The organism is Vibrio injensis, from assembly GCF_001895205.1.
In the GTDB taxonomy this organism is placed as follows: domain Bacteria; phylum Pseudomonadota; class Gammaproteobacteria; order Enterobacterales; family Vibrionaceae; genus Vibrio; species Vibrio injensis.
In genome coordinates this window covers 202788-216991 of sequence record NZ_BDJF01000027.1, presented here as the reverse complement: position 1 = coordinate 216991, position 14204 = coordinate 202788, and the positions used below count along the sequence as shown (strand labels likewise).

Here is a 14204-nt window from a genome sequence, read left to right as displayed (position 1 = left end):
CTTGTTCTATACTTATGCATATTGTTCATTACATGAAACATGTGTATTCAATTGATCGCTAGATATTGTGATGCTTGGCTCAACAGCGTCGTCATTCATAGAATTGCAGCAAGCACACAGCAGGAGGAGTGAATCATGCATCGTCAGTGGTTTAAAACAGCGATTATCCTGCTGCTACCTGCTCTACTCGTTGCTTGTAGTCAAGAAGAATTAGAGCGGTTGGCCGATAGACCGACGTTCTCTTTTGAAGGTAAGTACGATAATCAACACAATCAAGATATGTTGCTCTTCAAAGACGGTGAAGTGGCGTTTGAGTCGAACGGTACTCGTTTGTGGCAACGCAGTTTTATCGTTAAAGATAGCGAGCTAGCGATACAGTTTCGGCAAAGTTCGAAAGAGAAGCGGGATGATTTAGTGATGCGTATTCACGGTGGCGGAGAAGTCTTAACCTGCAGTGCGTGTGCGTTGTATCAGATGAGTCATGTCTGGGTACGTTTAGATGCTGAACCACAAAACAACTAACGGTAGTGTATGGTTTAGCGGTACGACCGTAAATGCTGGTCGCTGATCAGTAAAAATGAAGGCAGAGGATGCGGTGATGAGCATTCCTCTGCCTTCGTTTATTGAACGTTGCTAGCAGTATCCTAGCGGTATCGATGCATAACAACGTTGAGACAAAATTAGCTAAATAGTCCTTGGTTGAGCAGTAAGTGCACCGCAATACTCGCGGCGTAACCCAGCATGATCACCGGAGCCCATTTTAAGTGGCCGACAAAGGTATATTTACCGTGAGCAGCCCCCATTAAAGCCACCCCAGCCGCTGAACCAATAGAAAGTAAGCTACCACCAACGCCCGCAGACAAGGTAATTAATAACCAGTTACCGAGCGACATCTCCGGTTCCATGCTCAATACGGCAAACATAACAGGAATGTTATCGACAATCGCCGACAAGATACCCAGCGCAATATTTGCCCATACTGGGTCCCACTGGGTATACATCAGCTCCGACATCAGACCTAAATAACCGAGCAAACTTAGTCCACCGACACACATCACCACGCCGTAGAAAAACAGTAGCGTGTCCCATTCAGCATGAGAAATACGTCGAAAAACATCGAAAGGAACCACAGAACCCAGACGTTTTAATGCGGCTTCATCATTTTTCGCCATCGCCATTGCGGCTTTTTTAGCTAATGAGCTGGCTAATGTCTTTCTGAGGAAATAACCAAAGAATTGTAAGTACCCAAGCCCCATCATCATGCCAATCACGGGTGGGAAATGGAACAGGGCATGAAAAGAGACGGCTGTCGCGACGGTAAAAATAAACAGTGCGACAATTCGTCGTGCGCCGCGTTTCATTTCTACCTGTTCATAAACCGCATCTGGCTGCTCTTTGGGCAAAAACCACGACATGATGAAAGCTGGGATCAGATAATTGACCACCGAAGGTACAAACAGATCCATAAATTGCATAAACGTAACATGACCGGCTTGCCATACCATAAGGGTGGTAATATCCCCAAATGGACTGAATGCCCCCCCTGCGTTAGATGCTAAAACGATATTGATACACGCCAGATTGACAAACTTAGTGTTGCTGCCTCCGACTTTCATCACCACCGCGCACATCAATAATGCGGTGGTTAAGTTATCGGCAATCGGGGAGATGAAGAAAGCCAAAATACCGGTTAGCCAGAATAAGGTTTTAAAATTAAAGCCTTTACCGACCATCCAAGCTTGCAGAGCGTCAAATAAGCGCCTCTCTTCCATCGCGCTAATGTATGTCATGGCAACCAGCAAAAACAGCAATAACTCTGCGTATTCCAGCAAGTTATGTTCGAGTGCTGCTCGTGCAATATCAACATTACCATGCTGCTGATACACATAACCAATCATCGCCCAGATCAGTCCGGCTGCAAGCAAAACCGGTTTCGATTTACGCAGTTGCAAATACTCTTCTAGCATCACCAGCGCATAGGCAAAGCAAAATAAAATTAAAGAGGCATAGCCAATCGTCGAATGAGTAAGTACAAGTGGCGTGTCATGGGGGACATTACTTGCAGACGCGAGTTGCGGGATCAATAACAAGCCAAAACCCATCCACAGTCGATTCATTATAGGTACTCCAATAGTCAAAAACCGGCAGAGTGTACTGATTATTAACGAGGTTGAATGTGAGATAGGTTGTAAATGTTTAATTTGTTTTGCTTTTGTATCACTTTGTTAAATTTATCACTCAGTAGTAGCATCAACTTGATTCTAAAGCGTTACGTTGCCTTTTTTGTTAAAATGGCACAATATTAATTAACAGCGCTATGAAAGCCCAGAAAAGAGAACAACAGTGATGGCTCGTCCTAAGATTCCCAGACACATTTGTGGTGCCCCTGCGCAAACATGTTTCAAACCAAATGGTATTCCGATGGCGCAATTAGAACGCGTCACATTGGCAGCCGATGAGTTTGAAGCAATCCGATTAGTTGACTATCAAGGTTTACAACAGCAAGAGGCGGCGGTAATCATGGGCGTATCGCGGCAGACACTCGCCAATTTAGTCAAAGCGGCCAGACGTAAAGTCGCGGATTGTTTATTGCATGGTAAAGCTCTGATGATGGCAACATCTTTTTCTGAATGAATGGTGGGTATGTTTTCAATCACCATCGGTTTGATACGAAGTACACTATCACCTGAAGTTTAAACGGCTTTAGTGTCGGAAGCGGTCATAACGAAGAAAGTGGTCGATTTGCTCGGCAACGGAATGATTAAACAGCATGCTCGTATGAGTGGTGGATATCGCGATATGATCTGTCATGCCAGCTATTTTGGTTTCTTCTACTGTGACGGTACCATCGGAGTCCAGTTGATCGCGCAGTAAAAGGCTGCGCAGCCCTAAAGGTATCGTGCCAGCAATACTGCCTAGTTTTTGCGGATAGCGCCATTCGTCGTCGTGTTCTTTTAACCCAAATTCTGCTGAATTACCTAATGCCACCCCTAAACCTAATTGCTCAATTTTATTGACAATGGAAGCTCCTTGCAAAGGTGAGCCGATGGCGACGACATGGGAGAGGGTTTCACAGGACGGTGCGCGCGATTCTAGATAACGTTTGATCACCAATCCGCCCAAACTGTGTCCGACTAAAGCATTAGGCGAGGCATGAGCGATCGCTCGGTCAAGGCGGCGAAAAATGGCCTCATCATCGATAGCGAGTGAGTTGTAGCTAATGGTTTGAGTACGATAACCCAATTTATGCAGACGATGACTAAGCGGATGCATTACCAAGCCATGCATATAGAGTCCATGAACAAGAATAATCTGCATTGCTTCCTACCTATCATCAATTGACATCATCACCTACTGTACACGATTTTCGAACAGTTAACCTCGTAAACAGGTTTGAAAATAGGTGACTTCATGACTGGCAAGACGATAAACGGTGGCTGGTTTGCCTCCTTTGCCTTTACAAGATGCGGCCATTTTATTGGTACTGACGATCACCCCGGTATTGATCAAGCGGCGTTTAATGGTCATGCGATTAACTTCGACGCCAAATTTGGCGTAGGCATCAATAATATCCGCCACTAAAAACTCTTTTTCTAATGAAAATAGTACCACGGATGTGTATTCAACCGCAGCGCGTAATTTTTGCCACGCATGCTGAATTTGCGCGACATGATCAAAAGCCAGCGGCATTTCTTCTTTGAGTAAAGTATGAAGATCAAACCAATTAGCGCGCTCGGGGTCGATACCAAAATCTTCTATTTGTTTGACATTGGACGGGTTTAATAAAGCGTAATGGGAAATACTGACACTCCAACCATTCGGATCGCGTTTGGGGTTGCCATCAACCAGCGGATCGCTGATAAAATTGGGATAAGTATGGACTTTTTGCCGACAAATACGTCGTCTCGCCGCATCAAAATCCTCATCGACAGGTTCTCCACCATGAGCGGTCATATCTTCGTCATACACTATCCCGCCAGGCAATGCCCATTTACCACAATCCGGCCGATTTGGATTAGAGCGTTTCACCAGTAAAACCTGGATAGATTTCGGCGCAAGACGCAGACAAATCATATCGATAGTGACAATCATAATGGCTTCCCTAATAAACAACGGGCTTATTTTAGGTAAGTGCATGGTGATGGTCAAATGTAAATAACACTTTGTGACAAACATAACTCAGATAACAAGCGTACTGTAATTGTTGTTATGGCTACGTCCTTACCCCTCAATATCCATAATTATAATAAGGCTAAATAACGACTGACTAGGTTTGTCACAAAAGTTGACAAACTTACAAGGGTACTTTATTGTTCGCCCAAAGTTAGCAACACGTTGTTACTAACGTAATGACTGAATGAAACCGAACGAAAGGATGGCATCATCATGAGCGCTCGCCTATTTTCTCCTCTTTTTATCCGCAGTTTATTGGATCTTGATGCCTATAAAATCAATATGATGCAGGCCGTTCATTCGTTGTATCCGGATGTTGAGGTGCGCTATGAATTGATTGTGCGCAGTGATGAAGACATTAGCGATTTATTAGAGGAAGTACGCCAAGAAATCAATCAGTTGGCTTCATTACGCTTTTCGGATGCCGACATTGTTTATCTAGAGCAGCATGCACCTCATTTGAATCGTGCTTTTTTACAGTCATTACGCTATTTCCATTTTCAACCCGATCGGCAAATTGAAATCGGGATCCTCAAGCAAGAGGGCAAGCGCCAGCTGCGTATCGCCATTCAAGGTACGTGGCGAGACACCATTTTGTATGAAACATTAGTGATGGCTTTGATCTCGGAAGTACGTAGCCGCCGCCACTGGGCACAAGTGCCCGCCGAGTTACCGATGCAAGTATTAGCGGATAAATTAAACGCCTTAAAAGCAGAAATCATTCAGCGCGGGATCAGCAATTTTTCATTAACTGAAATGGGTACGCGGCGACGTTTTTCTAGTCAGGTTCAACGAGACGTAATTGCTCATTTACAACAAGAGATCCCTGAGCTGTTATTAGGTACCAGTAATTATCATTTTGCTCGTGAATTTAATCTTAAGCCGATAGGTACAATTGCTCATGAATGGTTTATGGGCCATCAAGCGTTGGTCAATGTTGGTGATTCACAGCGTGTCGCTCTTGAACAATGGTTACGCGCTTTTGATGGACAACTGTCGATTGCGCCAACCGATACCTTAAATATTGATGCTTTTCTCAACGATTTTAACGTTCATTTGGCGAAGGCGTATGATGGCGTTCGGCATGACTCAGGTTGCCCATTTACTTGGGGTGATAAGATGATTGCTCATTATGAGAAGCTTGGTATTGATCCTTGTAACAAGCTATTTATTTTCTCTGATGGACTCAATTTTGCACGAGCACTCGATTTGTGTGAATACTTCGCTGGCAGAGTGCGCGTTTCATTCGGGATTGGTACTTTCTTGACTAACGATCTGGCGGATTGGAAAAATGCGCAAGGCAAAGTCTATAAGCCACTGTCTATCGTGATTAAGTTAACGGAATGCTGCGGTCGACCCGTTGCCAAGATCAGCGATGAGCCACAAAAAGCGATGTGTGAAGATCCTATCTTCCTCGCCAATCTCAAGCAACGTTTCAATATCGAGGTCGATATTGATGCTTTGATAGCCGAGCTGCAACAAAAAAAGCATACCAAACGACATTACATCGCTGCCGCTTAATTTAGTCATCTTTATTAACCACCTTCTTTTTGATGGTGGTTTTTTATACTTATTGGTTTCTGACCATGCTGTTGATGCAGATAGATGATCCCTCGATAATAAACAACCCTTTACCCCAAGAGTAGCATTGGGCATGATGAAGATAGTCTCGACATACCAAAAGAGAAGATTCAATCATGACCTATCACCCAATAAAAACCGCTGTCATTGGCTATGGCTACTCGGCAAAAACCTTCCATTTACCTTTTATTCAAAGTTTACCTGAACTGACACTGTGCGCGATCAGTTCCAGTCAGCAAGCCGCTGTCGAAGCCGATTGGCCACAAGCTCAGTGGTATCAGGACGCAGAGAGTTTGTTAGATAACAGCGATGCTGAGCTAGTGATCATCACCGCGCCCAATGATGTCCATTTTCCTCTAGCAAAGCGAGCGTTAGAAAACGGTAAGCATGTGATCGTCGAAAAACCCTTTGTCACCAGTGTCGAAGAGGGACGGGCCTTGATCGATCTTGCGCATCAGCAAGGTCTGTTACTGAGTGTCTTTCATAATCGACGTTGGGATGGAGATTTTCTCACCGTGCAAAAACTAATGAAAGAGGGACGATTGGGCGAAGTACGCCTGTTCGAGTCACATTTTGATCGCTATCGTCCACAAGTGCGTCAACGCTGGCGCGAGCAGTCACAACAAGGTGGCGGAATCTTGTTTGATCTTGCTCCTCACCTACTCGATCAAGCGCTGGTGCTGTTTGGTTTACCACAAGCGATTAATGCCCAATGCCGTATAATGCGCCCCGGCGCGCAAACCATTGATTACTTCAACCTCATCTTACACTATCCCGCTCACCTAGTGCATCTGCACGCTAACCTCTACAGCCCAGAGCCCAATTTACGCTTTAATGTGTTGGGCACGAAGGCCAAGTTTGTTAAGCAGGGGCTTGACCCACAAGAAGAGTATTTAAAGCAAGGTCGATTACCTGACAGCCCTGAATGGGCAAAAGAAGACTTATATCTCTATGGGCAACTATACAGCGAGCAAGGCTCAGAATTAATCGAGACAGAAGTCGGTGGTTATCAACACTACTTTAAAGCCGTGGCCGATGCGATTCGACTTGGCACCGATAATCCAGTTCCCGCTGAACAAGCGCTGCAAAATATCCAGTTGATAGAGATGGCGCTGCAAAGTAGCGAGACAGGGGAAACGGTGCGCATTGAACCGTACCAATAAATTTAGCGTTGGCTGATATTGGTAAGGTCAGTGAGTTATATCAGTAATATATATAAAGTTGATCTGGTTTAGGTCAACTTTATAATTCTTATATCTCTCCTATTTAAACAATGACTCTCCAACTGTATTTTTATCCACATTGATTGAGATTTTCTCATTTTCTGGTCCCAATAGTTTCCCTTACATGATCTGAAATTAAATTGAAAGTGAGTTTTATCCTTTCTTTAGTGGGCTTATTCCTACTTTTAGTTTTGGTTATTTATTTAATATCAATTTCCATAATTTATTTGTATAAAAATAAATTATTCTTTAGTGGAATAACTTTTAAAGTATAAATTTTTTGTAACTGTTTGTTTTTATTGTAAATTAATTTTTATCGTTTATTTTAGTTAAAGAGTATTCTATTTTTAATGGTTATCCTGAATAGAGTTAGATGTGATTTATGTCGTAGAACTATCAATAAAAATACATACGATATAGCGGTAATTAATTTAAGAATAAAAATATTAATAACTAGGGTTCATGGAGATACGATGAAAACAAAAATAAAGAGCTATTGGCTTATAATTGGAATCATGATCACGCTAACCGGATGTTTTGATCGTGATAAACAAGATACTCTACAAGAAAAAGCACAGCAAATAACTCAAAAAATGACGTTAAGAGAAAAGATTGGTGAAAAACTTATGATGTCTTTTCGTTATTGGTGTGATGATCAAGATGCGCAATGTAGAGATGGATTTATAGAAATCAACGACACTGTTAGCCAACTCATATCGGATAATCATATTGGCGGTATCATTTTATTTAGTGCTAATTTGACGGATATTGACCAAACCGCTCAGTTAATCTGGGATTTACAAAATTCAACTCATGAGCAGTACCCACTGTCCCTCTTTGTCGCTATCGATCAAGAAGGGGGAAATGTTGTTCGTTTACCAAGGACAAAAGCCACTAACTTGCCGGGTAATATGGCATTAGGTTCTGCTTACTTAAGCAGTGGTGATCTTTCATTGGCTTATGATGCAGGACATATTTTAGCGGCAGAAGTTGGTGCAGTTGGTTTTAATGTTAACTTTGCCCCGGTCGTTGATGTTCAGTCAAACCCTCTCAACCCAGTAATCAATGTTAGAGCTTATGGTGAAGATCCTAAGTTAATTGGATTAATGGCAGGCGAAACGGCAAAAAGCTTTGCTAAAAATAATGTAGTACCTGTTTTTAAGCATTTTCCTGGGCATGGTGATACTCAATCTGACTCACATTACAGCTTGCCAATAGTCAATAAATCAAGGGAAGAAGCGGATGCAACGGACTTATATCCCTATCGATTTGCTATCCAAAATGGCCTTGCACCGGACATGATTATGACTGCGCATATTCAATATCCCGCTTTAGACAGTACGACGGTTGTCAGTAATGTGACTGGGGAAGAGATGATTCTTCCTGCAACACTTTCTAGAGAAATTCAAACCCAGCTGTTACGTAAAGAACTTCAGTATCAGGGAGTAACCATTACTGATGCACTGGACATGAAAGGTATTGCCGATCATTTTTGGCCAGCTGAAGCAGTAATCAAAACCTTTCAAGCTGGGGTAGATATCGCGTTAATGCCTGTGTTAATTCACACTGATCAAGAAAGCCATCAATTAAGTGAGTTAATTGATCAGATTTTACAAGCGGTTCAGTATGGCGATTTGTCAGAACAAGAGATCACTCGTTCAGTTGAAAGAATCGTAAAAACGAAATTGAAATATGGATTAATTAAACAAGATAATCCACCTTCGATTGAGAAGATAAAACAACAAGCTCATCATACGATTGGAAAATCAGAACATAAGATTATCCAGAAGAACATCACAGAGCAGGCGATAACACTGATTCGAAATACGGAGTTTGGTAGCTCAAAGTCACTGCCTATTGCAGAAGATATGACCAGTAAGGTTCATGTGATTATGCCAAATTATGGCGAGGGAGATAAAGCAAAGACACTAAAAAATGAGTTGGTCGAACATGGGTTTGAATATGTTTCAGCCAGTTTAATGTCACAGACAACCAAAGAGGATGAACAACAAATTATTGATGAGTCAGATATTATCATTATAGGAACGGCATCAACAAAACCCTCACCAGTAGAAAATAATGGTGATGTCAGGTTCGATCATTATAATCTACAACGTAGTTTGGTTTTTAATGATAATAATTTTAATGATAATATAGTTTTAGATGAATATAAATTCGCTTATGAATTAATGGAGTATGCATTTAAACGTGGTAAAAATGTTATTCATGTTACTCTTCGGGCTCCCTATGACATTGTTAACTTTGAAAAAGTGTCACACAGTGCTATCGCTACCTATAACTATTATGGTCAAGATAATAATGGAAAAGATCTTGGTTCAAATGTAATGAATGCAGTAGCAAAAATCATTTCAGGTCATCTAGAGCCTAAAGGAAAACTTCCAGTTAATATTTATCATCAGAATGAAGATGGTTCTTTAGGCGACTTAAGATATAAGATTGGCCATGGATTAACGTACCATAAATAAAATTCACCATTAATAGAGTAAGGGAAAATAATGAAAATATGGTTTAAAACTATTTTGACATTTATTATGTCAATTGGGTTGTTTGCATGTAATTCTGATGGAAGTAATCAGTTGCAACTTGGTGTTGATAGACAAGACATTTATGGTCCACTATTAGCGGGCAAAAATGTTGGATTAATGGTTAATCAAAGTTCTTTAGATTCTAAAGGTACGCACACCATAGATAAATTAGTTGCTTTAGAGAGCAAATACAATTTTAAAGTAACCACCCTCTTTGCGGTTGAGCATGGCATTCGAGGTGATAAAGAGGCAGGTGAGGGCGATAACGACCATATTGATGATAAAACTGGCTTACCTATAATCAGTTTATATGGGAGCGATAATGGTAGACCGAGAGCTCGACCAACAGAAGATCAACTCTCTAATGTCGATATTGTTATATACGACTTGCAAGATGTTGGCGTACGTTTTTTTACTTACACAATCTCAATGCATCGAATGATGGAGAGCATTCAAGCGTATGGCAAAGCGTTCATGGTCTTTGATCGTCCAAATCCTAATGGTGATTATGTTTATGGCCCACTGCTAGAGGAGGAGAACGTATCTGGTATCGGTATTCATCCCATTCCTATGGTACATGGGCTGACTTCTGGTGAGCTCGCGACGATGATTGTTGGCCAGGGGTGGTTGACTGGGGTTGATGAATATCGATGGAGTTTGTTTGGGGCGGAGCAATACCGCTTACCCATTGAAAAGCTCCATGTTATAACCATGAAAAATTACACCCACCAGCAGCCGTATTCTTTGCCAATTAATCCATCACCTAACTTAGCAACGGACTTAGCAATACGTCTATACCCAGCATTGGGACTGTTCGAAGCAACCAGTGTGAATATGGGGAGAGGTTCATCTTTCCCTCATGAACAATTAGGTTTTCCGGATCCTAGTTTTTATATTAATACTCAATATCACATTGACCCATCTATTACCGCTTATGGCTGGCCTCAAGGAGGGAAAACCGTTTATGGTGAGCGTTTTAATTATGCTAACCCGCAGCATTATCGTGCCAGTATTAAAGAGTTTGTTCGCTGGTGGCTTGCGTTTCAACATAACGCTAAAAGTTTAGCTATAGCATACGATCAAGAAACGAATTATCTTGATTATCAAGAATCTCATTTCGTTATTCGACCCGCATGGCTCGCTAAATTGATTGGTACGAAAAGCTTTCTCGCTGATCTTCAATCTTATTCTAAAGAAGTCACTGAACTTGAATCACTGGTTAAAAAGCTAGAATTACGTTGGCAAAAAGATTTAGACGATTATCGATATCTTTATAATAAATATAAGATTTATCTCTAGCTTATAGAAAATTTTATATATTAATGTGTTGTGTGATGAGTGAACCCTGAGTAATGCTTTCATTCGCTATTTTTATCAGTCTATTCGATACACAAAAAAGAAAAGGTGATAGGAAATGGACTACAGCCCTTAAGGCTGAGTCCTATATTTGAGTGTTTATGATTGTCGCATAATGATTATGAATTCGGGCAAGATGGTTCTTGCAAGTTAAACTCTTAATCTTAATGGGCATGTTTAAAATGAAAAAATCAATGATTTCTGTCGCTACTTCTCTAGGTCTGTCATCTGCTGTTCTGCTTGCTTCTGCTTCTGCAGTCGCAAACAACACAATCACTTTCAACGGTGAAGTAACAGACCAAACTTGTTCTGTTACTGTTAACGGTAACGCATCAAACCCAGTAGTACTGCTTGAAACAGTCTCTGCAGCGCTACTAAAAGAAGCAGGTTCAACAGCAGGTGCTAAGACTTTTAGCGTCGGTATTACTGGCTGTACTGCACCTCAAGCTAAAGTTGATGTAACAACCGTGTTTGTTGCTAACGGTGTGACTGATAAAGGTAACCTACTCAATACAGGTGATGCTAAGAACGTAGCCCTACAAATCATGGATACAGAAGGCAAAGCAGTGAACTTAAGCTCTCCAGCAGAACTGTCTGGGTTGGTGTTAGAAGCGGGTTCAACTTCTGCCTCAACAGAGTTCGGTGTGGCTTACATTTCTGAAAATGGTGGTGCGACACCTGGTTCAGTAACTGGTGCGCTACAATACGCAGTGGTTTATAACTAATTAGTTATTGCTTGGAAATCCGCCTGTTTAAATTTAAACAGGCATTTTTATGTCATGGTGGTTTTCGTTTAGGTGATATTGCTTTTTGAAGTGCTATTATCTTATTCAAGTAAGTAAATTTTCTGCTAAACATAGAATGACAAATAGAAATAACTGTATCGAAGTGATCCAAGTTGTTTTTTAAATATGCGTACTAATTAGAATTTAAAGTGGAATGATTTATCAGCGTAAGTTGCTAAATTCTTCCACTTTTTCCTATTTCTATAGAAAGACTATTAGATGATTTTAAATAAGGCTATTTCTAGAAAATAAAGCTTATCTATTGTTCAGAACAAAAACGAGTTTTATTCGGTTATAGGTACACTTAGAGCATAAGGTTTTTCCTACACAGTTCAGGGCTTCCTCCTATGTTTGTTCTGTCGGGGAGCGGCGATAATGATTCCGAGTTGAGGCAGGTGTCTGTCTTTGTTTGGAAATAAAAAAGGTTTAATAATGAAAAAATCAATGATTTCTGTAGCTACTTCTTTAGGTCTGTCATCTGCTGTTCTGCTTGCTTCTGCTTCTGCATTCGCAAACAACACAATCACTTTCAACGGTGAAGTAACAGACCAAACTTGTTCTGTTACTGTTAACGGTAACGCATCAAACCCAGTAGTACTGCTTGAAACAGTCTCTGCAGCGCTACTAAAAGAAGCTGGTTCAACAGCAGGTGCTAAGACTTTTAGCGTCGGTATTACTGGCTGTACTGCACCTCAAGCTAAAGTTGATGTAACAACCGTATTTGTTGCTAACGGTGTGACTGATAAAGGTAACCTACTCAATACAGGTGATGCTAAAAACGTAGCCCTACAAATCATGGATACAGAAGGCAAAGCAGTGAACTTAAGCTCTCCAGCAGAACTGTCTGGGTTGGTGTTAGAAGCGGGTTCAACTTCTGCCTCAACAGAGTTCGGTGTGGCTTACATTTCTGAAAATGGTGGTGCGACACCTGGTTCAGTAACTGGTGCGTTACAATACGCCGTAGTTTATAACTAATTATAGTTTCAATCTTTAAGATCGTTGTAATATTTCATCTTAACATCACTCCACTTGGCTATGAGTTGATAGTGGTGTTAAGGTTTTTACACGATACCCAGCGGCGATGCCTTTTCGGTAGCGCCGTTTGCATTTTTGATGATTAATTTACATTAAATTGGAATATATGTAATAAATCATGTTTTGATAATGACTATCAGTAATAGCAGTTCGTATTGTTAGTAAATGTAAAATTTTTCGATTAGCTCCATGGTTTAAACCACCATAATCATCTGACATATAAAAAGGTTCATAAGGGAAATTTCCTACACCCTTGTGGGTGTTGAGCTATGTTGCTTGAGTAGTAAAGACTAGATAATAAGCGGTATGTGCATTAGTTGTGCACGGTTTAATTAAATTATAGTTTACTTAATAGGTTTTATTATGAAAAATTTAATGGTAGTTCGTGCTACCTCTCTTTTTAGTTTATCTTCAGCGTTGATGTTTGTTGTGGCACCTGTTTATGCTGACAATAAGATCTATATTTCAGGAGAGTTAACTAACCAAACTTGCATTCTTTCGGTTGATGGTAGTGCTAATGGCAACCCGATTGTTAATTTAGAGCCTGTTCATGCATCTAACTTAAAAGATGCAGGTTCAACTGCAGGTAGAACGGAATTCACTCTTAGCGTTAGTGGCTGTATTCCTTCTGATGATGCTATGGGGTTTATAGTTAACCTTCAACCTTATCATCTAACTGGTCCTAAGAATGATTTAGGATATCAGTCTACGATAGGAAATGTTGGCTCAGCTAAAAATGTCGATTTGCATATTTTACACCCAGATTTTGGAAGACCTATTTATTATGATGGTCCAAATCTATCAGCGAATGCTGGTGTCATCTTTGTTAGACCAGGAGAAACCGCTGGAAAAACTAACTATAGCGTAGAGTATGTTTCTCACCAAGGTGGTGCAACACCAGGGACAGTTATTGGAGCCGTTCAATATTCTCTTCAGTATCAATAGTAATTTTAATAGAAAATATTTTTATATAAGGTTTTAAATTGAAAAGAATATTATTTATTTTTATTAGTCTATTATCGTGTAACTCTATGGCTAAGCCAAATACAATACAATTTCTTGGAGCAACAAGTAATCAAACCTGCGTAATTGAGGTTAATGGTTCGAATAGTAATCCAGTAGTTTTATTAGAAACGGTTACCGTAAATGACTTGGTTTTACCTGCATCTTATGCGGGTGAGAAGTGGTTTGAGTTATCATTAAGAGATTGTATCCCATTGCAGGCTGATGATGTTTATCTAACTAAATTAGTTGGAAATGCTACATCAGAAGGGAACTTAATTAATGCTGCCGGTGATGCTGAAAATGTTGCCTTACAATTATTAAACAGCAATAAAGAGCCAATTGAACTTCATCAGCCAGCTGTTTTAGAAATAGATATGCCGGCTGGTGCTGATAAGGGTAAGTTAAGACTTGGGGTGCGTTATCTTTCGGAAGAAGGTAACGCAACCGCTGGAAGTGTCATATCTAATCTACAGTATTTAGTTACTTATAATTAGAAAAAA

The 14204-nt window shown here is 40.7% G+C and carries 13 protein-coding genes; 10 read left to right on the top strand and 3 right to left on the bottom strand.

Features of this window, described 5'->3' with window-relative positions; translation table 11 throughout:
* Positions 1–135 precede the first annotated feature (135 nt).
* Positions 136–522 carry a hypothetical protein gene (locus BSR11_RS13110; RefSeq protein ID WP_072670792.1) on the top strand — a complete coding sequence of 129 codons (387 nt, stop codon included), beginning with the start codon at positions 136–138 and terminating at the stop codon, positions 520–522.
* A gap of 158 nt (positions 523–680) precedes the next feature.
* Here BSR11_RS13110 and nhaD read toward each other — a convergent pair whose 3' ends face one another.
* Entirely contained in the window at positions 681–2117 is a 1437-nt protein-coding gene (gene nhaD, locus BSR11_RS13105; RefSeq protein WP_072670791.1) for a sodium:proton antiporter NhaD, read from the bottom strand.
* Between the two features lie 229 nt (positions 2118–2346).
* Here nhaD and BSR11_RS13100 point away from each other — a divergent pair, with 229 nt between their 5' ends.
* Complete coding sequence (locus tag BSR11_RS13100; protein ID WP_072670790.1) at positions 2347–2634, top strand: DUF134 domain-containing protein; 288 nt, start codon at positions 2347–2349, stop codon at positions 2632–2634.
* A gap of 69 nt (positions 2635–2703) precedes the next feature.
* Here the strand turns inward: BSR11_RS13100 and BSR11_RS13095 are convergent, their stop codons facing one another.
* Together BSR11_RS13095 and BSR11_RS13090 are read right to left on the bottom strand one after the other, a co-directional pair.
* Positions 2704–3318, bottom strand: a complete 615-nt coding sequence (locus BSR11_RS13095) for a PGAP1-like alpha/beta domain-containing protein (protein WP_072670789.1) — start codon at positions 3316–3318, stop codon at positions 2704–2706.
* A gap of 57 nt (positions 3319–3375) precedes the next feature.
* A complete protein-coding gene (locus BSR11_RS13090; protein ID WP_072670788.1) occupies positions 3376–4092 on the bottom strand; it encodes an NUDIX domain-containing protein in 717 nt (238 codons plus the stop codon).
* A 294-nt stretch (positions 4093–4386) separates the two neighbouring features.
* On the opposite strand from BSR11_RS13090, the gene pncB reads away from it, so the two are divergent.
* The 8 genes from pncB to BSR11_RS13050 all read left to right on the top strand — a co-directional run bounded on the left by pncB (position 4387) and on the right by BSR11_RS13050 (position 14198).
* Positions 4387–5694 carry a nicotinate phosphoribosyltransferase gene (gene pncB, locus BSR11_RS13085; protein ID WP_072670787.1) on the top strand — a complete coding sequence of 436 codons (1308 nt, stop codon included), beginning with the start codon at positions 4387–4389 and terminating at the stop codon, positions 5692–5694.
* A 176-nt stretch (positions 5695–5870) separates the two neighbouring features.
* Entirely contained in the window at positions 5871–6917 is a 1047-nt protein-coding gene (locus BSR11_RS13080) for an oxidoreductase (RefSeq protein ID WP_072670786.1), read from the top strand.
* A 533-nt stretch (positions 6918–7450) separates the two neighbouring features.
* Positions 7451–9463 (top strand): glycoside hydrolase family 3 protein, encoded by a 2013-nt coding sequence (locus BSR11_RS13075; RefSeq protein WP_240004070.1) that lies wholly within the window; start codon positions 7451–7453, stop codon positions 9461–9463.
* Between the two features lie 30 nt (positions 9464–9493).
* Positions 9494–10822 (top strand): exo-beta-N-acetylmuramidase NamZ family protein, encoded by a 1329-nt coding sequence (locus BSR11_RS13070; RefSeq protein WP_072670785.1) that lies wholly within the window; start codon positions 9494–9496, stop codon positions 10820–10822.
* Positions 10823–11061: 239 nt separating this feature from the next.
* Positions 11062–11604 carry a fimbrial protein gene (locus BSR11_RS13065; protein WP_072671204.1) on the top strand — a complete coding sequence of 181 codons (543 nt, stop codon included), beginning with the start codon at positions 11062–11064 and terminating at the stop codon, positions 11602–11604.
* Between the two features lie 492 nt (positions 11605–12096).
* Positions 12097–12639 carry a fimbrial protein gene (locus BSR11_RS13060; RefSeq protein WP_072670784.1) on the top strand — a complete coding sequence of 181 codons (543 nt, stop codon included), beginning with the start codon at positions 12097–12099 and terminating at the stop codon, positions 12637–12639.
* A 423-nt stretch (positions 12640–13062) separates the two neighbouring features.
* Entirely contained in the window at positions 13063–13644 is a 582-nt protein-coding gene (locus BSR11_RS13055; RefSeq protein WP_072670783.1) for a fimbrial protein, read from the top strand.
* An 86-nt stretch (positions 13645–13730) separates the two neighbouring features.
* Positions 13731–14198 (top strand): fimbrial protein, encoded by a 468-nt coding sequence (locus tag BSR11_RS13050; protein WP_072670782.1) that lies wholly within the window; start codon positions 13731–13733, stop codon positions 14196–14198.
* Positions 14199–14204 lie beyond the last annotated feature (6 nt).